Genomic DNA, 20108 nt, shown 5'->3' with positions numbered 1-20108 from the left:
CGCTGACGCGTTAAAGAAGGTACAATAAAAATAGTTAGCTTGTTGAATTGACTAAAAGTTTCCCCTAAAAAATTTTTGGAGGCTTAGAATATGAAATATGATATCGCAATTATCGGCGGCGGGCCTGCCGGCTTATCAGCTGCTATTACTGCCAGCAGCAAAGGACGTAAGGTAGTGGTTTTTGAAGCTCACGGCTTCAGCCCGCGCCTGCGCAGTGTCGAGCTGATCACTGATTATATGGGCTGTCCCGATATTTCCGGCAGTGCGCTGATGGATAGATTTGTCGAGCATGCCTGTCATATCGGTGCGGAGATCATTGAAGAAAAAATAATTTCTCTAAAAGAGAAAGCCGGTTATTTTGAGCTGGGTACGCCTAACAGCAAGTACAATGCCGATACTGTTATTCTGGCTACAGGTATTTCTCGTTCCAGCCTGCTGCCGGGCGAAAAAGAATTTTTAGGGCGCGGCGTCAGCTACTGCGCCAAGGTGGACGGCGCCGAATATAAAGGTAAGCGGGTAGCGGCGATCGCCACCGTTCCCGATGCGATGGAAGAAATCGAATATCTGGCTGATATCTGCAGTGAAGTGATCTTCATCCCCCGGTTTCAGGGCTTCGTAGCGCCTAAACGTAAGAACGTAACGGTAATTCTGGAGCAGCCGACTGATATTACCGGTACCGACAGAGTGACAGGGCTGCATACAGCCAGTGAGTTTTTCAGTGTCCAGGCCGTTTTTATGTTTCGTGCTTCCGATCCGCTCAACAGCTTTTTGCCGGGTCTGCAGATGCGGGGGCGTTCGGTTCTGGTCGATGATCAGGCTGAAACGAGCATCGAAGGCGTTTTTGCCGGCGGCGACTGCACCGGTCAGCCGTGGCAGGTCAACCGTGCGGCTGGTCAGGGTCAGAAGGCCGCGATCAGTGCGATCAATTACCTGGCCAAACGTGATGGCTTGATCGAAACTTTTAAAGAATACAGCTGATTTTAAGCTTCATAACAGTGATTTTACGGGCACGCCGAGGTTCTTCGGCGTGCTCTCTTTCATATTATGGCAATTTGTGCTAAAATAAAGTTTATGAAGTAATTCAACATTTGGAGGAATGAATAATGTTAGATATGAAATTTGTTAGGGAAAATCCTGAATTGGTTATGGACGCTATGCGTAAGCGTAACGCCAATGTGAACCTTGACGAATTTTTGGAATTGGAAAAGAAACGCCGCGAGCTGACGCTGCAGGTCGAAGCTCTTAAAAGCCAGCGCAACGCAGCTTCTCAGGAAATCGGCAAAATGAAAAAAGCCGGCGAGAATGCAGATGCGCAAATGGCTGAGGTGCGTGCCCTTGGTGATAAGATCGCGGAAGATGATAAAGAGCTGAAGGATATCGAAGCCAGATTGAAAGAGATCCTGATGACGATCCCGAATATGCCGGCCGAGGATACTCCGGTTGGCAGCAGCGATGCCGATAATCCGGTAGTGCGCACCTGGAGCGAACCGGCTAAATTTGCTTTCGAGCCGCAGGCGCATTGGGATATCGGTGAAAAATTGAATATCCTCGATGTTGAACGTGCCGGTAAGGTCTCCGGCGCCCGCTTCACTTTTTACCGTGGACTTGGTTCCCGTCTGGAACGTTCCGTGATCAATTTCTTTCTGGATATCCATACCGGGGAAAACGGCTATACGGAATTTTTCCCGCCGTTCATCGTTAATAAAGACAGCATGCAGGGAACTGGCCAGCTGCCTAAATTTGCCGAAGATATGTTCAAGCTGGAAGGGCTGGATTATTATCTGATCCCGACTGCTGAAGTGCCGATCACCAATCTGCACCGTGATGAGATTTTAAGCGGTGACGATCTGCCGCTGTATTATACTGCTTACAGTGCCTGCTTCCGTGCTGAAGCCGGCAGCGCCGGCCGCGATACCCGCGGTCTGATCCGCCAGCATCAGTTTAATAAAGTAGAACTGGTAAAATTCACTAAACCGGAAGATTCCTGGGACGAACTGGAAAAACTGACTGCTAACGCTGAAAAGGTACTGCAGTTATTGGAATTGCCTTATCGCGTCGTTCGTCTTTGTACCGGCGATATTGGCTTCAGCTCCGCCGCTACCTATGATTTAGAAGTCTGGCTGCCGGCAGCTAATTGTTACCGTGAAATTTCTTCCTGCTCCAACTTCCTGGATTTTCAGGCTCGCCGCGCCAATATTCGTTTCCGCCGCGACAACAAATCCAAACCGGAATTCGTACATACGCTGAATGGTTCCGGCGTGGCAGTAGGACGTACTGTTGCCGCTATTCTGGAAAATTACCAGCAGGCGGACGGCAGTGTTATCGTGCCGAAAGTTCTGCGTCCTTACATGGGCTGCGACGTTATCGAAGCACCTAAAAAATAAGCCTGTTTTTGAACCTCTGCTGTTAACAGCAGAGGTTTTTCTATATTTAGGTATTTTCCTTCGTTAATTTAGCAATGTTTACTATATTTAGTAGCAGTTTATTTAGTAAAAAAATATGAAAAAATCCTAAAAAACCCGTAAAATTTTACTAAAAACAGACATTAACCGTGATTATAGCGGTTTTGCCTGAAACTCCTCAAATTTTTTTCAATTTCTTTCATTTTCCTATTGTACTTTCAGTAATTTGTGATAAAATCATATGAGTAAAATCAATGCTAAAGCAAGGGGAGAGTGGATATGAAAAGAGATACCTTTTTTCAATTGAATCAAAATGCTGTCGAAAGGCTGGCTGAGCGCTTTGGGACGCCGCTGCTGGTGCTTTCGTTAGAACAAATAGAAAAGAATTACCGCTTTTTGAAAAAGCATTTGCCGCGGGTACAGCTGTATTATGCTATCAAAGCTAATCCGCATCCGCGGATCCTGGAACGGATGCGTGACCTGGGTTCCTGTTTCGATGTCGCTTCTGACGGCGAGATCAGGACACTGGCTGCGATGGGAATCAGCGGTGAGCGGCTGATTTATGCTAATCCCATTAAAACAGGCAGCGGCCTGCAGGCCTGCTGCGACGTAGGCGTACATAAAATGACCTTTGACAGTGAGAGCGAGATCGCCAAAATGGCTAAGGGCTGCCCGGGCGCTACAGTGCTGCTGCGCATTCGTATCGATAATTCTTCTGCTCATGTAGATCTGAATAAAAAATTTGGCGTTGGGCGTGAGCGTGCTATAGAACTGCTGCAGGCTGCGCAGGCGGCAGGTCTTGACGCAGCCGGCGTTTGTTTCCATGTCGGCAGCCAGACGATGAGCGCCGATCCATATCTGACCGCGCTGGATCTTGCCCGTGAGATTTTTGAAGAAGCTGCCGCTGCAGGAATGCAGCTGCGCATTTTGGACATCGGCGGCGGATTCCCGATCCCCGAGCCGAAAGTTCGCTTCAATTTAAAAGAAATGCTGAAACAGATCAATGCCCGCCTGGACGAGGATTTTCCCAATGTGGAGATCTGGGCCGAACCGGGACGCTTCATGTGCGGCACGGCTGTCAATCTGATCACCGGTGTTATCGGCGTTACCGAACGCGGCGGCCAGCCGTGGTATTTCCTTGATGATGGTTTATACGGAACCTTTTCCGGCGTTATTTTTGACCAGTGGGACTTTAAGCTGATCAGCTTTAAGGAAGGCGAGGAAGTGGAAGCTACCTTCGCCGGGCCCAGCTGTGACTCGCTGGACATCATGTTCCGCGGCAAGCTGACAGTGCGTCAGGAAGTCGGCGATCTGCTGCTGGTTCCTTCCTGCGGCGCTTATACTTCGGCTTCGGCGACGACCTTCAACGGTTTCAGTAAAGCTGACTTTATCGTTTGGGAAGATGTGAAAGCTGAGATCGAGCCCCAGCTGCAGGCTGCTCTGGTTGGCTGAACAACAAAATATTTTTGCTCCGGCTGTTTGCTGCCGGAGCATTTTTATTGCGGCGGCAAGACTGCTGCAGCGCTGTTTTACCGCCGCATTACAATTGCTTGTAACGCCTTGCTGCTTGTGATAAAATGTAAAGATAGCATGGATAAGTGTTTGTATTTATCATGGAGGCTTTCTTTTGCAGGCAGATCAGAAAAAAATGCCGCTGGTAGCGGCAATGCTCAAATATAAAAAAGAACAGGTCTATCCTTTCCATACGCCGGGGCATAAAGGCGGACGGGGCATGGAAGCGCTGCTGGCCGGCGAGCTGGGAGCGGGAGCGCTGCAGATGGACGTTTCGCTGATGGCGGAGCTGGATGATCTCCATTGTCCGGAAGGCTGCCTGGCAGCAGCACAGAACCTGGCCGCACAGCTTTATGGCAGCGACCGCTGCTTTTTTGCAGTCAATGGTACGACGCAGGCGATCCACGCCATGCTGCTGACAGCTGTCAAGCCGGGCGGGAAAGTGCTTGTCCCCCGCAATGCTCACCGCAGTGTTGCCGGCGGTCTGCTTTTAGGCGATTTACAGCCGGTGTATATCTTGCCGCAGTTTGATGCGGCCTTTGGTATCAACACCCAGGTCACAGCCGGGCAGATCGAAGCCGCCTTACAGAAAGATCCTTCTATTAAAGCAGTCTTGCTGACCAGCCCTAATTATTACGGTCAGGCTGCTGATATTAAGGCGATCTCTCAGATCGTGCATAGTTATGGAGCGGTATTGCTGGTAGATGAAGCGCACGGCCCGCATCTGGGTTTCAGCGACTTATTGCCGCCGTCGGCTCTGTCCTGCGGCGCCGATGCCTGTGCGCAAAGCACGCATAAAATTTTGGGCGCTATGACGCAATGCTCCATGCTGCAGGTGCGGGGCCAGCGTCTCGATCTGGAGCGGGCCGCCGATGTGATGAGCCTGCTGACGACGACCAGCCCCAATTATCTGCTCATGGCGTCCTTAGACGCGGCGCGGTTTCAGCTGGCTACAGGCGGCAGGCAGATGGCGGAGCAGGCTGCAGCTGCGTCAGACAGACTGCGGCAGGTGCTGCAGGCCTTTGACGGGCTGAAGCTGCTGGATACGGATTGTATCGGTAGTAACGGTATTGCCGGGTTTGACAGGACCAAAGTCACGGTCAATGCAGCCGCCTGGGGGCATACCGGCATGGAAGTTGCTGACAGGCTGCGTCAGGCGGGCATTGCTGTAGAGTTGGCAGATGCAGATAATGTATTGTTTTTAGTTACCTATAGCGACGGCGGCGCCGGTTATGACGCCGTACTTGCCCAAATACGGCAGGTTTTTGCGGAACTGGAAGCAGCTAAAAAAACTCCGCGCTCTTTGGTGGTCAGTCCGCAGCTGCCTGTGCCGCAGCAGGTGATGTCTTTGCGGCAGGCTTTCGACAGCCCGAAAACAAGTCTGGCCCTGCGGCAGGCTGCAGGAAAAATCTGCGCCGAGCAGGTCAGCTTTTATCCTCCGGGCATACCGGTACTTTTACCGGGTGAGCTGATTACGGAAGCGGTCATTGCTTATTGTGAAAATATGAAAAACTTGAGCCTGCCGGTCAGCGGACCCGCTGACGGCAGCTTGAGGGAAATACGAGTGGTGCTTTAATGAAGAAAGGCTATTTTATTACCCTGGAAGGCCCTGACGGCAGCGGCAAAAGCACGCAGCTGGCCTTACTGGCAGAATATCTGCGTCAGAACGGACATGAAGTTGTCTGTACCCGTGAACCGGGTGGCAGCGAAGCGGCAGAACAGCTGCGACAGCTGGTACTTGATCCGCAGCTGGCCATAGACTCACGTACAGAAACGCTGCTGTATCTGGCGGCGCGTGCCGACCATTTGGCTAAAGTTGTACGTCCGGCTTTAGCTGCTGGTAAGATCGTGCTGTGTGACCGTTTCAGCGATTCGACACTGGTTTACCAGGGCTTTGTCCGCGGGCTGCCGCTGCCGGAGCTGCTGCAGTTGAATACCTTTGCTACAGGCGGACTGGAGCCGGATCTGACGCTGCTGCTGGACGGCGACCCGGAGCTTTTGGCTGGGCGCAGGTCACAGCGCGGTGTGACAGACCGTTTTGAAAACGAAGGTCTTGCTTTCCAGATCCAGGTCAGGCAGGGCTTTATCGAGCTCAGCAAAGCTTATCCGCAGCGGATCAGAGTCATTGACGCCCTGCAGGAGCAGGAAGCTGTCCGCGGCGCGCTGATCCGGGCGCTGGATATTTTACTTAAAGGTTGATAAGAAAGGATGCCTATGTGGGACGACATTCTGGGACACGAACAGAATAAGGAATTTCTGACCCGGCTGCTGCAGCCTGGCAACCGGCCGCATGCGCTGCTTTTTTACGGGCCGGAAGGCATTGGTAAAAAACAGCTGGCGCTGCGTTTTGCCAAAACTTTTCTGTGCCGGCAGCCGGACGAGCATCCCTGCGGCAGGTGCGAGTCCTGCCGCCTGATCAATTTGGAGGAGCACAGCTTTGCCCATCCTGATTTTATTCTGGTGGAGCAGGAAGCTCCCGGTAAAGACCTGAAGATAGAACAGATCAAGGAAATGAGCAGGCAGGCTGCTTTTGCGCCTGCGCTTTCCAGTCACAAGGTCTGCATCATTGATGCTGCTGACAGGATGACGGTGGAAGCGGCTAACAGCCTTTTAAAGCTGCTCGAAGAGCCGCCGCCCAACTGGATGTTTATTCTGGTCGCGTCGCGGCTGGAACGTCTGCTGCCGACGATCCTTTCACGGGTCATTCAATTACGCTTTGACCAGATACCTTTGGCACTGACGCAGGAGGCTTTGACAGGATTGGGACTGGAACGGCCGGAACTGCTGGCCCGGCTGGCAGGCGGCTCGCTGGGAGCGGCTGTCAATCTGGCTGCTGCAGATGCCGTCAGCTACCGCGATCAGGCCCTGGAGTTTTTGGAAGCGCTGCCGCTGACGCAGCCTATGCGTTATGTAGCGTCACAGCCGTGGCTGGAAAGCTATGACAAGCAGGGTGGTTTATTATTTACGGAAATGCTGCTGTTTTTAACCCGGGACGTTTTGCTGTGGCAAAACGGACTGGAGGAACAGATTTATAACTGTGACTGCACAGATAGATTACGGCGTTTGGCCGCCTCATGGCCCGCTTCACAGCTGAAGCAGGCAGCGGACATCGCCCAGCAGGCATATCAGGCCATCGAAAGCAACGCCGGCGCGAAGCTGGTTTTGGAAACGGTGGTACTTAAAATAGACATACTTCGGAAGGAGGAGAGATAGTGCCAACAGTTGTAGGTATAAGATTCAAAAAAGCAGGTAAAATATATTATTTCGATCCCGCTCTCAGCAGCGTAGCTCAGGGGGATCACGCCATCGTCGAAACTGCCCGTGGGGTGGAATACGGCGAAGTAGTAGTAGGCCCGCGCGAGGTCAGCGACAGCGAGGTGGTTTCACCGCTGAAGCCTGTCGTGCGCAAAGCCACTGAAGCGGACGCGCAGAAGGTCGAAGAAAATATCGTACGCGAGAAGGAAGCCTTCAATATCTGTCTGCGCAAGATCGCTAATCACGATCTGCCGATGCGTTTGATCGATGTGGAATTTACATTTGACGTCAATAAGATCATCTTTTATTTTACGGCCGAAGGGCGTATAGATTTCCGCGAGCTGGTCAAAGACCTGGCTGCCGTGTTCCGTACCCGGATCGAGCTGCGCCAGATCGGCGTGCGCGATGAAGCAAAAATGCTGGGAGGTATCGGCAGCTGCGGCCGGCCGTTATGCTGTTCTACCTTTTTAGGTGATTTTGAACCGGTGTCCATTCGGATGGCGAAGGATCAGAATTTGTCGCTGAACCCGGCGAAAATCTCCGGCATCTGCGGCCGTCTGATGTGCTGCCTGAAATACGAGAACCATATGTACTGCTGTAAAGAAAACGGTTGTAAGCGTAACTGCGGCAACGACCGTATCGAGATCCCGAAACTGGGTTCTCTGGTAGTAACACCGCTGGGAGAAGGCAAAGTAACAGGCATCAACCGCGCCATGCGTACGGCTTCCGTACAGCTGACGCCTGATAACGTCATCCAGGTAGAATGGGACGAGATCGTTGACGCTTCCAAGGCCGACCCGATCTGAAATGAGTAAGGACACAGAACGCTGCGATTCTCTGCCGGGCTGTAATTATGCGATCTGGCAGGATTCAGAGGAATTTTGTTTTACGACGGACGCCGTTTTTCTGGCGGCTTTTCCCCATCTGGTCAGACAGGCCCGGGTTCTGGAGCTTGGCGCCGGTACGGGGGCGATCAGCCTGCTGTTGGCTGCGCGCGGCGCTGGCCAGGTGGTCGGTGTCGACTGCAATCCCCATGTGGTAGAGCTGATGCGCCGCAGTATAGCGGCAAATGGTCTGGAAGGACGCGTCAGTGCCGAAGTGGCCGATCTGCGGGAGCTGAAAAAGCTTTACCGCTCGGAAAGCTTCGACCTGATCGCCGCTAATCCGCCCTACCGCAACAGCGGCAAGGTGCGCCAGGTGGCGACTGCGGCCTGCCATGAACTGACGGCGACACTGGAGGATTTTTTTCAGGCTGCCGTTTATCTGGTCAAATATCGGGGCCGTTTTGCTATTGTGCAGCTGCCCGAGCGTTTTACGGAATGTATGGAGCTGGCGCTTAAATATGGGTTGCAGCCGAAAAAACTGCAATGGGTGCATGCCTTTGCGGATAAACCCGCCTGGATCTTTCTTATGGAAATGGTCAAGGGCGGCAGTTATGGGCTGGAGGTCCTGCCGCCGCTGATAATGTATGATGCGGACGGCAGCCACAGTAAACAGACTTTAGAATATTACGGTATGGCGGAGGAGGCGGAATAATGGCAGGAATTTTATATTTGTGCGCGACGCCGATCGGCAATCTGGAGGATATGACGCCCAGGGCTCAGCGGATGCTGGCCGAGGCTGATCTGATCGCTGCCGAAGATACCCGCCATACGCTGCAATTATTGAACCGTTTCAATATCAAAGGACGGCTGGTGCGTTACGACGAGCACAGCAAAGAACGGCAGGGCGCGTATCTGCTGGACGAATTACTGGCCGGGAAAAATGTCGCGTTAGTCAGCGACGCCGGCTTTCCCGGTATTGCCGACCCAGGCGAACAGCTGGCCAGAATTGCTATCGATGCCGGCGTGCAGGTCGTGCCGGTGCCGGGCGCCAACGCCGCTTTATGCGCGCTCATTGCTTCAGGGCTGCCGGCTTCGCCGTTTTTCTTCGGCGGGTTTCTGCCGAAAAGCAAGAAAAACAGGCGGCAGCAGCTGGAAGACTGGCGTTATCTGCCGGCTACGGTTATTTTATACGAAGCGCCGCACCGGATCGAACAGGTGCTGCAGGAAGTGCTGGAGGTCTGGGGCGACAGGCAGCTGGCCGCAGCGCGTGAGCTGACCAAGCTGCACGAAGAGTTTTTCCGCGGCACGGTCAGCCAGTGCCTGGCCTGGCTGCAGGAAAATAAGCCCCGCGGCGAGTTCTGTCTGGTCATCGCCAAAGGCTCAGAGCAGCCGCAGCTTGAGCAGGAAGTAAAAGACCCGCTGGTACAGGTGCGGGACCTGCTCGCACAGGGCGTTGATAAAAAAACGGCGCTGGCGCAGGTTGCCAAAGCAAATAAGATTCCCAAACGGGAATTATATAATAAATTAATTTCAGAAGAAGAAGGGATCAACATATGACAAAACCAACGTTTTATATCACCACCCCGATCTATTATCCCAGCGATAAACTGCATATCGGTCATGCTTACTGCACGACTATCGCCGATACCGTGGCCCGTTATCACCGCGCCAAGGGCGAAGACGTCTTTTTTCTGACCGGCAGTGACGAGCATGGACTGAAGATCCAGCGTAAAGCGACGGAGATGGGTGTGACCCCGATTCAATATGTTGACGAGATCATTGCCAATTTCAAGCTTTTGTGGCAGCGGCTCAATATCACCAATAACGATTTTATCCGCACCAGTGAAGAGCGCCACCATAAGGTCGTGCAAAGTATCCTGCAGAAAATCTTTGACCAGGGCGATATTTATAAAAAGAATTATGAAGGCTGGTACTGCGTGCCCTGCGAATCCTACTGGCTGGAGCGGCAGCTGGTCGATGGCAAATGCCCCGACTGCGGCCGTCCGGTAGAACGCATGGAAGAAGAAAGTTATTTCTTCAAGCTTTCCAAATACCAGGACCGTCTGCTGGAATATATCGAAGCTAATCCTGACTTCATTCAGCCGGTGGCCCGCCGCAACGAAATGATCAATTTCATCAAGCAGGGGCTGGAAGATCTGAGCATCACCCGTACGACCTTTGACTGGGGCATTCCTGTGCCGTTTGATAACAAACACGTTGTTTATGTGTGGTTCGATGCGCTGCTCAACTACTTTACCGGCATCGGTTACGGCAGTGACCCTGAAAAATTCCATAAATACTGGCCCGCCAACCTGCATCTGGTCGGTAAGGAGATCGTGCGCTTCCATACCATCATCTGGCCGATCATGCTGATGGCGATGGGCGAAGAACTGCCCAAACAGGTTTACGGACATGGCTGGCTGGTAGTTGAAGGCGATAAAATGTCCAAATCCAAGGGCAACGTCATCGACCCGCTGGCACTGATCGACGAATTCGGCACTGACGCCATCCGTTATTTCCTGCTGCGTGAGATCAATCTCGGCAGCGACGGCAACTTTTCGCGTGATGCCCTCATTACCCGCATCAACGCCGATCTGGCCAACGACCTGGGCAACCTGCTGCACCGTACGGTCAGCATGATCGAGAAATATCACGGCGGCGTGATCCATAAAACCGCCGTCGGCGACCCGTTGGACGACCAACTGATCGCGCTGGTCAACGAAACCGTGTCCAAATATCAGGACGCGATGGACCATATGGAGATCAATACGGCGATCAAAGCGCTGTGGGCACTCATCAGCCGTGCTAATAAATATATCGACGAGACCGGCCCCTGGCTGCTGGCGAAAGATCCCGCTAAAGCTGAACGCCTGGAGACAGTGATGTATAATCTGGCCGAGGTACTGCGTATCGTCGCTATCCTCACCAGTCCCTATATCCCGTCCACCAGTCCCAAGATCTATACCCAGCTGGGCCTTACTGCTCCCGAGCAGTTTATGCTGGCCGATACTGCCTGGGGCGGACTGCCTGACGGCACTAAAGTGCAGAAGGGCGAGCCGCTGTATCCGCGGATCGAGATCACTGAAAGCGGTGAAACTGTGATTGCCGCTACCAAAAAGACAGCCCCGGCAGCACAGCCTGCTGCTAAAGCCGCAGTAAAGGCTGAAGCTAAAACAGAAAGCAAGCCTGCGGCAGCAGAGGAAATAACTATCGACGACTTTATGAAGATCGATCTGCGTGTAGCTACGATCGTGACAGCCGAAAGGGTGCCGAAGACCGACAAGCTGATGCAGCTGCTGGTCAGGATCGGCGACGAGGAACGTACTATCGTTTCCGGCATCGCCCAGCATTACACGGCTGAAGAACTGGTCGGCCGTAATGTGATCGTCATTGCCAATCTGAAAGCTGCCAAACTGCGCGGCATCGAATCCCGCGGGATGCTGCTGGCCGCTTCCGACGGCGAAGGCAAGCTGGTGCTGGCTGACGCGCCTGATATCGCTTCAGGGAGCAAGGTGAAATAGGATGTCACGTACAGGACTATTCGATTCCCACGCCCATATGGACTCGGAATATTTTACTGATGACCGCGACGTGCTGCTGACGCAGCTGCAAGCTGAACTGGACGGTATCATCAATCCCGGCTGTGATGAGGTCACATCAGGATTTGCCGTAAAGCTGGCGGAGCAATATGATTTTATTTATGCAGCCGTAGGCTGGCATCCGGAAGACCTTGAGGGGATACCGGATAACAGCTATCTGGACCAGCTGGCTGCCTGGGCCGTACACCCCAAGGTGGTAGCCATCGGCGAGATCGGGCTGGATTATTATTGGGAGGGAAACGAGCCGAAGGACGTACAGAAACGCCGTCTGCTGGAACAGATAGACCTGGCGAAACAGTTCGATCTGCCTGTTATCATTCATGACCGTGATGCGCACGGCGATATTCTGGAGCTTTTCCAGAAGGAAGTCAAGGGCGTGCGGGCTGTGTTCCACTGCTATTCAGGATCGCTGGAAATGGCTAAGGAACTGCTGAAACGTGGTTTTTATCTGGGCTTTGGCGGCACCTCTACCTATAAAAATGCCGCTAAGGTGCGCGAGGTATTGCAGTATGTGCCTGATGACCTGCTGCTGTTTGAGACGGATTCGCCGTATCTGACACCGGTACCTTACCGCGGCAAGCGTAATCAGCCCGGTCATACCGACCTGGTGGCCCGCAATGCGGCCGAGGTGCGTGGTACGACCTTTGAGGCTCTGGCTGCGCAGACAACAAAAAACGTCAAAACGCTTTTTAATAAAATCAAATAAAATCAAGATACCAACTGCCTGTTTGTCAAAAACAAACAGGCAGTTGGTATCTTCAGGCAGTTATTGTGAAGAAATCAAAACAAGTATCTGTGTCCACAGTAGTTTTTACGCTTTTGCTTTCTGCATAAAAACTTTTGACTTTATACAGGCGACGATTTGACAGAAAAATTTTCTTCATGGTAAAATTATACGTCTGTAAAAGGAGGTATGATTTATGCCTAATAAAAAATCATTATATAGAGCAATGGAAATTCTGCCGCTGCTGTTAGTGGTGGTGTTAGTTTTCAGTGCTATCTGTCTGGCTAACAGCAAGGAAATAGTTTTGCGTTATGACGGACAGGAAAAAGTAGTGACCACTATTCTTGAAGACCCCCGCGCTATTTTGGAAGAAGCGGGCATCAAAGTCGGCAAAGAGGACCAGATCCTGATCGCGCCTGCCAATGCCGAGAAAAAAACTAAAGAAAGCATTGAGCTGAGACGCGCTTTGCCTGTTACGATCGAAAGGCATGGCGTCAGCAAAAAATTCTATACCGGTAAAGCGACTGTCGGCGAAGCGCTGGACGCTTTGGCCATAAACTACGAAGGTAAAACTGTCTATCCGGCTGTTGATACACCGATCACTTCTGATCTAGATATCCATATTTTAGGCCGCTTTGATAAGCTGCATGAAGAAGAACAGCCGATCGAGCCGCCGGTAGAATTTGTCGACAATCTGGAAATACCTTATGGCGAAAATAAAGTGCTGGAACCGGGTGTGCCCGGTAAGATGAAAGTAACCAGCAAGACCACGCTCAAAGACGGTCTGCTCCAGACCCACATCATCAGCCAGAAAGTGCTGGAAGAGCCCAAACGGGAGCTTGTAGAACGGGGCATGGCCCGTTCTATCGAGACCTCGCGCGGTCGGATGCGCTATAATAAGGTGATGACGATGGAGATCACCGCCTATACCCTGGGCGAAGGCAGCGGCACCGGCCTTACTTCTATCGGCCTGGTGCCTTATGAAGGGATCGTAGCCGTTGACCCGCGGGTCATCCCGTACTATACTAAAATGTATATTCCCGGTTATGGCATTGCTATGGCCGGCGATACCGGCGGCGCCATTCGCGGCAATCGTCTGGACGTGTTCATGCACGACTGGCACAGCGCTATCCAATGGGGACGCCGCACTTTAGATGTTTATATCTTAGATTAACGGAGGCGCGGACTTGCTGAAAGAAGTTCTCGTAGTGGAAGGAAAAATGGATACAGTGGCGGTCAAACGCGCCCTGGAAGCTGATACTATCGAAACCGGCGGGTTTAATTTAGCGCCGCATACCCTGCGGCAGATCGCCGCCGCCTATGAAAAAAGGGGCATCATTATCCTTACTGATCCTGATGGTGCCGGCGAGCGTATCCGCCGCTTTTTGACGCAGCGCTTTCCCGAAGCCGGGCAGGCCTTTGTACCCAAAGCCGACGCAACGGCGCATAACGATGTGGGCATCGAGCAGGCGCAGCCGGCGGCTATTTTAGCGGCGCTGGCCAAGGTGCGTCGCCACGAATACAAGCCCGAAAGTGAATTTACTAACCGCGACCTGTGGCATAACAATCTGGCCGGAGCAGGCGGTGCAGCAGAACGCCGTGACCAGCTGGGTGCTTTGCTGGGCATCGGTTACGGCAACGCCAAAAGATTTTTAGAACGGCTCAACAGCTACGGGGTCACCCGCAGCGAATTTGACAAAGCGCTTGCGCAGTTAGGAGCACAGCATGGATAAACCGATCATCGCCAGGCGCGAAGTCACCAATCATATACTGCACACTTTTAAGCTAAAAGCTGATAAAAGACTGGGGCAGAACTTTCTCATCGATGAAGAGGTTGTGCGCAGGATCGTAGCCGCCGCAGAGCTGTCTGAGGAAGACACGGTTTTAGAGGTCGGCCCCGGCATCGGTACGCTGACACAGGGGCTGGCGCTGAGCGGCGCCAGGGTCGTAGCAGTGGAACTGGATAAAAGGCTGCTGCCCGTGCTGGCCAAAACACTGGAAGGCTACAGCAATGTGCAGGTCGTCAACGGCGATATTCTGGAAGTAGATATTCAAAAGACAGTAGGCGCGCCTACCTTTAAGGTGGCGGCCAACCTGCCTTACTATATTACGACGCCGATCATTTTCAATCTGCTGGAACAGCGTCTGCCGATGGAACGGCTGGTGGCTATGGTGCAGAAGGAAGTTGCCGAGCGGATGGTGGCCAAACCGGGCGGTAAGGATTACGGCGCTTTATCGGTTTCGATCCAGTATTATACCGAGCCGGAGATAGCCTTTATCGTGCCGCCGGCATCTTTTATCCCGGCGCCCAATGTCGACAGCGCCGTGATCGTCTGCAAACGCCGCAGCGTGCCTCCGGTAGAGGTCTGCGATGAAAAACTGTTCTTTAAGGTCGTTAAGGCGGCTTTTTCAGTGCGCCGCAAAATGCTCAGCAACGCCCTCAAAAATATGGGCATTACCAGTGTGCAGGCGGCAGCCTGGCTGCAGCGGGCGGGCATCGACCCCAAGCGCCGCGGTGAAACATTGTCGCTGGCAGATTTTGCCAGCCTGACCAACTGCTTTAAGGAAGTGCTGGCTGAAACGGAGCAGTAAGAAACAGATCATGGATAAAGAAGGGGGCTGCTGATGAAAAAGATCGCTGTTTTAAGATGTCTGCGCACCAGTAATAACTGTACCGGCAGCGGTTGTCTTAAAGCCTTCAATAACAAAACCAACGCTTTCGCCGCTTATGAGGCAGAAGCAACAGAACTGGCCGCTTTTTTGAACTGCAGTGGCTGCGGCGACGTACGGCTGCCAGATAATGAAGCGGGAGTGCAGAAAAAGCTGGACCGGCTTGTTACTATCGGTGTTGAAACCGTACATCTAAGTGACTGCACCCGCAAGAAAGACGCGCAGGGTGAAAAACATGAATGCCCACAGATCACAAAAATGGCCGAGTACCTGACGCAGCAGGGGATCACTGTAGTCAGAGGGACACATCATTAAAAGTGAAAACTACCATTAGAACAGGTTATCGTTCTAATGGTAGTTTTTTTATTGCAGTATTTAAATTTATACTTACGAAAATACAGAGTGCTGTTTCAATAAATCAGACAAATCAGCTTTGACAATGGCCTCTATTTCTAAAACAGTCCTACGAGCTTTATTTTTATTTAATCCGCCTGTTTGTGCCACAGCCAGTAAATCATCCAGACCCGGTGCGATACCATTGCCGTTAATGCAGGTAGCATGTTCGCCGCCAATAGAATTACTGTAGGTCAGATCATAAGCAGGTGCCAATTCCCAATTGTTTTTGTCTTCATCATAAATATATGAGAAATTTTTGGAATGATCGTCGCGGTTATGGGCAAAAACATTGAAGCACATCAAGCGAAACAGCTTCTCTGCTTCAGCGGCACTTCTTGTTAAAAGCAAAGTTAATTTCATCAGATCGTTATAATCAAGATTGGGATAGCGGTGTGAAGTTTCCAGCAAACCGCTTACAGAAACCATATGTTTTTTTAGAACATTTCCGCTGGGGGACCGGTATCTGTCAAATCGTTTGGTTGCAAAATAACCGCTGCATATTTTAGACGGCAGTAAGCGGCACTCACTCATTTGAATACCGCATTTTTGGGCAGCTTCAGCGTAGCGATATTCTATCTCGCCGATATTTTTTTCATCATATGATGACGGAAATTTGACGATCCAGTCCTCGCCGTCAAAACTGGTTAAAATTTTAGGCCTGGCCCCACCGGAAGAACCACCCAGTTGGAACAATTCGTCCAGATCATCACTGATATTGGTCTGTAACAATTTTTTACATTCTAAAGCCAGGCGATCATAGTCAAGGCTGACGTTTTTTTCTGTGAGCTCGTGTGCGGGACGATATTCCAAAGCCCCCATACCGCTTGCGCCTACGATCGCCAGTCTGTTTAATGGATCTATTCCGGATGGCAACAGGCCCTTACTTGCCAGAAAACGGTCAACTAATAATCTGCCCCAGCCATCCGGTAAGCTGTCGGCAAAAACGCCGAACAAACCGTTAAAAGGATCGTATCTGGGCATAAAAACCCGTTGTTCTAACGGCAGCTGTAAAGGATTAAGGGCAAAACCATGCCGTAACCAGCTTTCGGTATATTCAAAAGCACAAAGCCCATCGCTGGTCCTGGCTAAAGTACCAACTTTATTATCAGCGATATATACTTCTAAATAGCTGTTATTTTCCATCGATTATCTCCTGAATTGATTGATAGTGACGGCGTTTAAAAAGTTCTTCAAAATCTTTTTCGCAGCCTAAGGCAAAAGCTATTTTCAAAAGCGAAGCTAAAGAAATCTCGCCCGTAGTTTCGAAACGCTTTAAAGAACCAAGGCTCACTCCTGACTTTGCGCTTAATTGTTTCTGGGTAAGCTGTGCCGCTTTTCTTCGCTTTTTGGCATTGGCTGCTATGTCCTGCTGTATGTTATTGGCAGTTTTAAAATATAAGAAATTCGTTTCCATAGCTAATATATTATCTTAAAATAGCTAAAAAGTCAAAAAAGACTAATATATGAGTTGTAAATAAGCGGTAGCCTAACAAAAAACTACCATTAGAACAGGTTATTGTTCTAATGGTAGTTTTTTTATGGTGATTTTCAGTTTGATGCAAATTCAGGAAAAGGTCCTGTTCAACCTTCCTGTTTCAACAGCAGGCGTAGCTTATCTAGCCCTTTGAGCCGGTGCTTGGTAACATTGCGTACACTGCATCCCAGTAAGCGGGCTGCTTCTTTGGGCTTCTGTTCACGCAGAAACAGCAGCTCGATGACCTGCTGCTGTTCGGCAGTCAGCTGTTTCAAAGCCTGCTGTACTTCCAGCGACAACAGCAGTTGTGCAATGTCATCCGGCAGGCCCTGCTGCATACCGGCCTCATCCAGCAGAGCGGTTCCCTCCTCACTGTCAGTGTTGACGGCTATCTCGTTTTCCCAGATATGACCCTGCTTTTGCATGGCGTCAAACAGGGCAAAGTGTACCTTGCAGCGGGCATAACCGGGCCAGTTCAGGTAATCGGCGCCCTTATATTTCAATATCAGCTCGATAAAAGCCAGTGCGGCAATACTTTCAGCGTCGCGTCCCAGCGACTTATAAAACATTTCCCGGCGGGCCTCGCTTTGCAGCAGCGGCTTAAAATCGCGGCACAGTTTCAGCAAAGCGCCGTTGTCGCCCGCCTGAGCCGCAGTTATCAAGAGCTGCAGAGCCTGGGCTGCGGCTCTGTGTTCAATATCATTCGGTAAAATAGTTATTCCCATCAGTTCTTTCTATAATTTTATGACGACGTGCCGTGCTGTAAAGCGTTATGCATAACAGGGCTTAGTATGCGCTTCTACGGTCTTTTTGTAAACAACCTTTGGGGTAGGCCGGAAGAAATACAACCCGCAGGGTTATTTTGCTTTGCTGCTTTTGCAGTTAAAATTTTTCTCAATCAAAACTTTTAGCTGAGGTGCAGAATGAGCAAGCATACTTATAATAACATTGGCAGCAAATTATACCAGCTGCGGCTGGAACTGGGACTGACTCAAAACGATGTAGCCGAACGCTGTAATATGTCAGTCAATTATTACGGGCGCATTGAACGGGAAGAGTGTAACTGCAGCGTTAATCTGCTGGATGAGATACTGAAAGCGTTGGGAAAGGAAATAGATTTTAAGTAAAGCCTTGTAGGAAGAAACTGTTGTTAGATTAAAAGATAAAAAATAACCGTTCTCAGCGAAAGTTGAGAGCGGTTATTTTTTTGCCGGGCTCTATGGGAATAGAGTCCGGCTTTTGCATGTCAGCAGAGGCGGTGCTGACAAGTGATATTGTAAATATTGCTGCACAGGTACGATGAAAATATAAGTACGGGCAAAAAGCAGACTGAAATATAAAAGAAAACGTGCTTATGTCTTGCGGGGGGGTACAACCGTGGTACAATAATTATAAAATATTGGGGAAGTTTTTTATATATTAAAAAAGATATAAAAATAAGTAAGAAAATATTGAATAATTAAGGCTTGATTATACCTGATATGTATAATTTAAAAAAGCAAGAACTTAATTTACGATAATAAATAGTTGCTGGCAAGTGATATTGTAAATATTACATCACAAGTACGATGAAAATATAAGTACGAGCAAAAAGCATACTTAAATATAAAAGAAAACGTGCTTATGTCTTGCGGGGGGGTACAAGTGTGATATAATCTAAAATTAATAAAAAGAATATATTAGTTATTTTATCTAATATTAAGACATGAATTACAGTTATTGCAAAACTGATTGTTAAAATAAAGTTTAAAACAGATAAAGGTGATCATTTGCTGGATACACATGCACATATTTTATGGAACCTGGACGACGGCTCAAAAAACCTGGATATGTCGGTGCAAATGCTGCAGATAGCTGCAGGTAATGAGACTAAAGCAATTTTTGCCACACCGCATGTTATTGAAAAGGCAGCTAAGCCTTCATGGGTAGAAATAAAAGAAAAAACACAGCGGCTGCAGCAACTGGCGTTGGAAGAACAGATAGATATTACACTCTATCCTGGTGCGGAAGTACAGATGAACTGGGAACTCTTAACAGAACTGGGAGAGGAAGGAGCCTACTGCCTGAACGGCGGCAGTTATCTGCTGGTCGAACTGCCAGCGGCGGAAATCCCTGTCTATGCCGATGAATTCTGGTATGAGCTGGAGCTGAAGGGGATAACGCCGATCCTTGCCCATCCGGAAAGATACCAAAAATTAAATGAAAATCCAGATCTCATACTGCTGTGGCGCCGGCGCGGCATACTTATGCAGTGCAACAGCGGCAGCTTTACCGGCATGTTCGGCAGTAGCGTTTGCGAAAATGCTAAAGCGCTGCTGAACAAGGGGCTTGTTGATTTGTTAGGGTCCGACGGACACCGCAGCGAAGGCCGGAATACAGATATGTCTAAAGCGGCAGCAGTGATTAAACAGCTGGTCGGAGAAGAAAAACTGCGGCAAATAACAGAAACAAATCCCCAGACGATCTTAAAAAATCAGCAAATAGAGCTCAAGCAGCCTAAAGTACTTTTAGAAGACAAACCAAAGAGCTTTTGGCAGAAACTCTTTGGCAAATAATAAATTAAAGATTGAAGTAAAGAGAAAAAGGAGAATCCCGATGAAGAAAACAATTTTGGCGCTTACCCTGGCGCTGAGCCTGCAGGGGCTGGCAGCAGCGTCAGCAGCAGACAACGACTATATTATGTGTCCGGGCGACCAGCTGCAGGTAGTAGTCTACGGACATGAGGACCTTAGCAGCTCGCCCAACAGTAACACTACTCCTTATACAGTGCGCCCCGATGGGAAAGTGTCTTTCCCCCTGATCGGCGATATAGACGTGACAGGAAAAACTGTAGCAGAATTTACGCAGACTTTAGAAGCAAATCTGGCTGAATACCTTGTCAGACCTCGGGTCAGTATCAATATCGTTAAACTGGGGACGACACGTGTTTATGTGCTGGGGGAAGTAAAAAAACCGGGACTGTACGAACTGGAAAAAAGCCACCGAATTTTAGACGCTCTGGGCAAAGCGGAAGGCTTTACAGAAAAAGCCGCCAAAAAGAAAATTTTTCTGATCAGGAAAGGCGCAGAAGAACCTGTATTGGTCAATATCAATGATTTTCTTAAAAAATCTGATCAGAGCCAAAACTATGTCCTTAATGAAGGTGACTGCCTGTATCTGACCAGCAACGGCAAAATCGATATCGGCCGCGACATTATGCCCTTCATCAGCGGCGCATACATGGTATCGGAAATCAAAAATAACGACTGATCT

General features: G+C 50.3%; 21 protein-coding genes. 18 read left to right on the top strand and 3 right to left on the bottom strand.

What is annotated here, in order from left to right; all coding sequences use genetic code 11:
- The first annotated feature begins 90 nt into the window (after window positions 1-90).
- The 15 genes from Q4G98_RS05370 to Q4G98_RS05300 all read left to right on the top strand — a co-directional run bounded on the left by Q4G98_RS05370 (window position 91) and on the right by Q4G98_RS05300 (window position 15301).
- Window positions 91-978, top strand: a complete 888-nt coding sequence (locus Q4G98_RS05370; RefSeq protein ID WP_177560798.1) for an NAD(P)/FAD-dependent oxidoreductase — start codon at window positions 91-93, stop codon at window positions 976-978.
- 125 nt (window positions 979-1103) lie between these two features.
- A complete protein-coding gene (gene serS, locus Q4G98_RS05365) occupies window positions 1104-2384 on the top strand; it encodes a serine--tRNA ligase (RefSeq protein ID WP_177560799.1) in 1281 nt (426 codons plus the stop codon).
- A gap of 297 nt (window positions 2385-2681) precedes the next feature.
- Window positions 2682-3854, top strand: a complete 1173-nt coding sequence (locus Q4G98_RS05360) for a type III PLP-dependent enzyme (RefSeq protein ID WP_177560800.1) — start codon at window positions 2682-2684, stop codon at window positions 3852-3854.
- Window positions 3855-4029: 175 nt separating this feature from the next.
- Window positions 4030-5490, top strand: coding sequence for an aminotransferase class I/II-fold pyridoxal phosphate-dependent enzyme (locus Q4G98_RS05355; RefSeq protein ID WP_298562743.1), 1461 nt, complete (start codon window positions 4030-4032; stop codon window positions 5488-5490).
- On the top strand, window positions 5490-6113 hold the full coding sequence (gene tmk / locus Q4G98_RS05350; RefSeq protein ID WP_177560801.1) for a dTMP kinase: 624 nt from the start codon (window positions 5490-5492) through the stop codon (window positions 6111-6113). The genes Q4G98_RS05355 and tmk overlap by 1 nt, the downstream gene beginning before the upstream one ends.
- A gap of 15 nt (window positions 6114-6128) precedes the next feature.
- Entirely contained in the window at window positions 6129-7127 is a 999-nt protein-coding gene (locus tag Q4G98_RS05345) for an ATP-binding protein (RefSeq protein ID WP_177560802.1), read from the top strand.
- Complete coding sequence (locus tag Q4G98_RS05340; RefSeq protein WP_177560803.1) at window positions 7127-7975, top strand: stage 0 sporulation family protein; 849 nt, start codon at window positions 7127-7129, stop codon at window positions 7973-7975. Before Q4G98_RS05345 ends, Q4G98_RS05340 begins: the two co-directional genes overlap by 1 nt.
- A gap of 1 nt (window position 7976) precedes the next feature.
- Window positions 7977-8705, top strand: coding sequence for a tRNA1(Val) (adenine(37)-N6)-methyltransferase (locus Q4G98_RS05335; protein WP_293663200.1), 729 nt, complete (start codon window positions 7977-7979; stop codon window positions 8703-8705).
- A complete protein-coding gene (rsmI, locus tag Q4G98_RS05330) occupies window positions 8705-9550 on the top strand; it encodes a 16S rRNA (cytidine(1402)-2'-O)-methyltransferase (protein WP_177560805.1) in 846 nt (281 codons plus the stop codon). Before Q4G98_RS05335 ends, rsmI begins: the two co-directional genes overlap by 1 nt.
- Window positions 9547-11514 (top strand): methionine--tRNA ligase, encoded by a 1968-nt coding sequence (metG, locus tag Q4G98_RS05325; protein WP_298562740.1) that lies wholly within the window; start codon window positions 9547-9549, stop codon window positions 11512-11514. The genes rsmI and metG overlap by 4 nt, the downstream gene beginning before the upstream one ends.
- Before the next feature lies 1 nt (window position 11515).
- Window positions 11516-12298, top strand: coding sequence for a TatD family hydrolase (locus tag Q4G98_RS05320; RefSeq protein ID WP_298562738.1), 783 nt, complete (start codon window positions 11516-11518; stop codon window positions 12296-12298).
- A gap of 214 nt (window positions 12299-12512) precedes the next feature.
- Window positions 12513-13490 carry a 3D domain-containing protein gene (locus Q4G98_RS05315; protein WP_298562736.1) on the top strand — a complete coding sequence of 326 codons (978 nt, stop codon included), beginning with the start codon at window positions 12513-12515 and terminating at the stop codon, window positions 13488-13490.
- Between the two features lie 13 nt (window positions 13491-13503).
- Window positions 13504-14049, top strand: a complete 546-nt coding sequence (gene rnmV / locus Q4G98_RS05310; RefSeq protein WP_298562734.1) for a ribonuclease M5 — start codon at window positions 13504-13506, stop codon at window positions 14047-14049.
- Window positions 14042-14908 carry a 16S rRNA (adenine(1518)-N(6)/adenine(1519)-N(6))-dimethyltransferase RsmA gene (gene rsmA, locus Q4G98_RS05305; RefSeq protein ID WP_298562732.1) on the top strand — a complete coding sequence of 289 codons (867 nt, stop codon included), beginning with the start codon at window positions 14042-14044 and terminating at the stop codon, window positions 14906-14908. Before rnmV ends, rsmA begins: the two co-directional genes overlap by 8 nt.
- Window positions 14909-14941: 33 nt before the next feature.
- Window positions 14942-15301, top strand: coding sequence for a CGGC domain-containing protein (locus tag Q4G98_RS05300; RefSeq protein WP_293718891.1), 360 nt, complete (start codon window positions 14942-14944; stop codon window positions 15299-15301).
- Between the two features lie 72 nt (window positions 15302-15373).
- On the opposite strand, the gene Q4G98_RS05295 is transcribed toward Q4G98_RS05300, so the two are convergent.
- The 3 genes from Q4G98_RS05295 to Q4G98_RS05285 form a co-directional block, all read right to left on the bottom strand.
- Complete coding sequence (locus Q4G98_RS05295) at window positions 15374-16525, bottom strand: type II toxin-antitoxin system HipA family toxin (protein WP_298562729.1); 1152 nt, start codon at window positions 16523-16525, stop codon at window positions 15374-15376.
- On the bottom strand, window positions 16515-16796 hold the full coding sequence (locus tag Q4G98_RS05290; RefSeq protein ID WP_298562727.1) for a helix-turn-helix domain-containing protein: 282 nt from the start codon (window positions 16794-16796) through the stop codon (window positions 16515-16517). Before Q4G98_RS05290 ends, Q4G98_RS05295 begins: the two co-directional genes overlap by 11 nt.
- A gap of 167 nt (window positions 16797-16963) precedes the next feature.
- Entirely contained in the window at window positions 16964-17581 is a 618-nt protein-coding gene (locus Q4G98_RS05285) for an RNA polymerase sigma factor (RefSeq protein ID WP_177560815.1), read from the bottom strand.
- A 198-nt stretch (window positions 17582-17779) separates the two neighbouring features.
- Here Q4G98_RS05285 and Q4G98_RS05280 point away from each other — a divergent pair, with 198 nt between their 5' ends.
- From Q4G98_RS05280 to Q4G98_RS05270, 3 genes are all read left to right on the top strand, one after another.
- Window positions 17780-17983, top strand: a complete 204-nt coding sequence (locus Q4G98_RS05280) for a helix-turn-helix domain-containing protein (RefSeq protein ID WP_177560816.1) — start codon at window positions 17780-17782, stop codon at window positions 17981-17983.
- A 642-nt stretch (window positions 17984-18625) separates the two neighbouring features.
- Window positions 18626-19411 carry a tyrosine-protein phosphatase gene (locus Q4G98_RS05275; RefSeq protein WP_177560817.1) on the top strand — a complete coding sequence of 262 codons (786 nt, stop codon included), beginning with the start codon at window positions 18626-18628 and terminating at the stop codon, window positions 19409-19411.
- A gap of 40 nt (window positions 19412-19451) precedes the next feature.
- On the top strand, window positions 19452-20105 hold the full coding sequence (locus Q4G98_RS05270) for a polysaccharide biosynthesis/export family protein (RefSeq protein WP_177560818.1): 654 nt from the start codon (window positions 19452-19454) through the stop codon (window positions 20103-20105).
- Window positions 20106-20108: the final 3 nt, after the last annotated feature.

The organism is uncultured Phascolarctobacterium sp. (genome assembly GCF_958349595.1).
GTDB lineage: Bacteria > Bacillota > Negativicutes > Acidaminococcales > Acidaminococcaceae > Phascolarctobacterium.
This window is presented reverse-complemented; position numbering and strand designations above follow the sequence as displayed.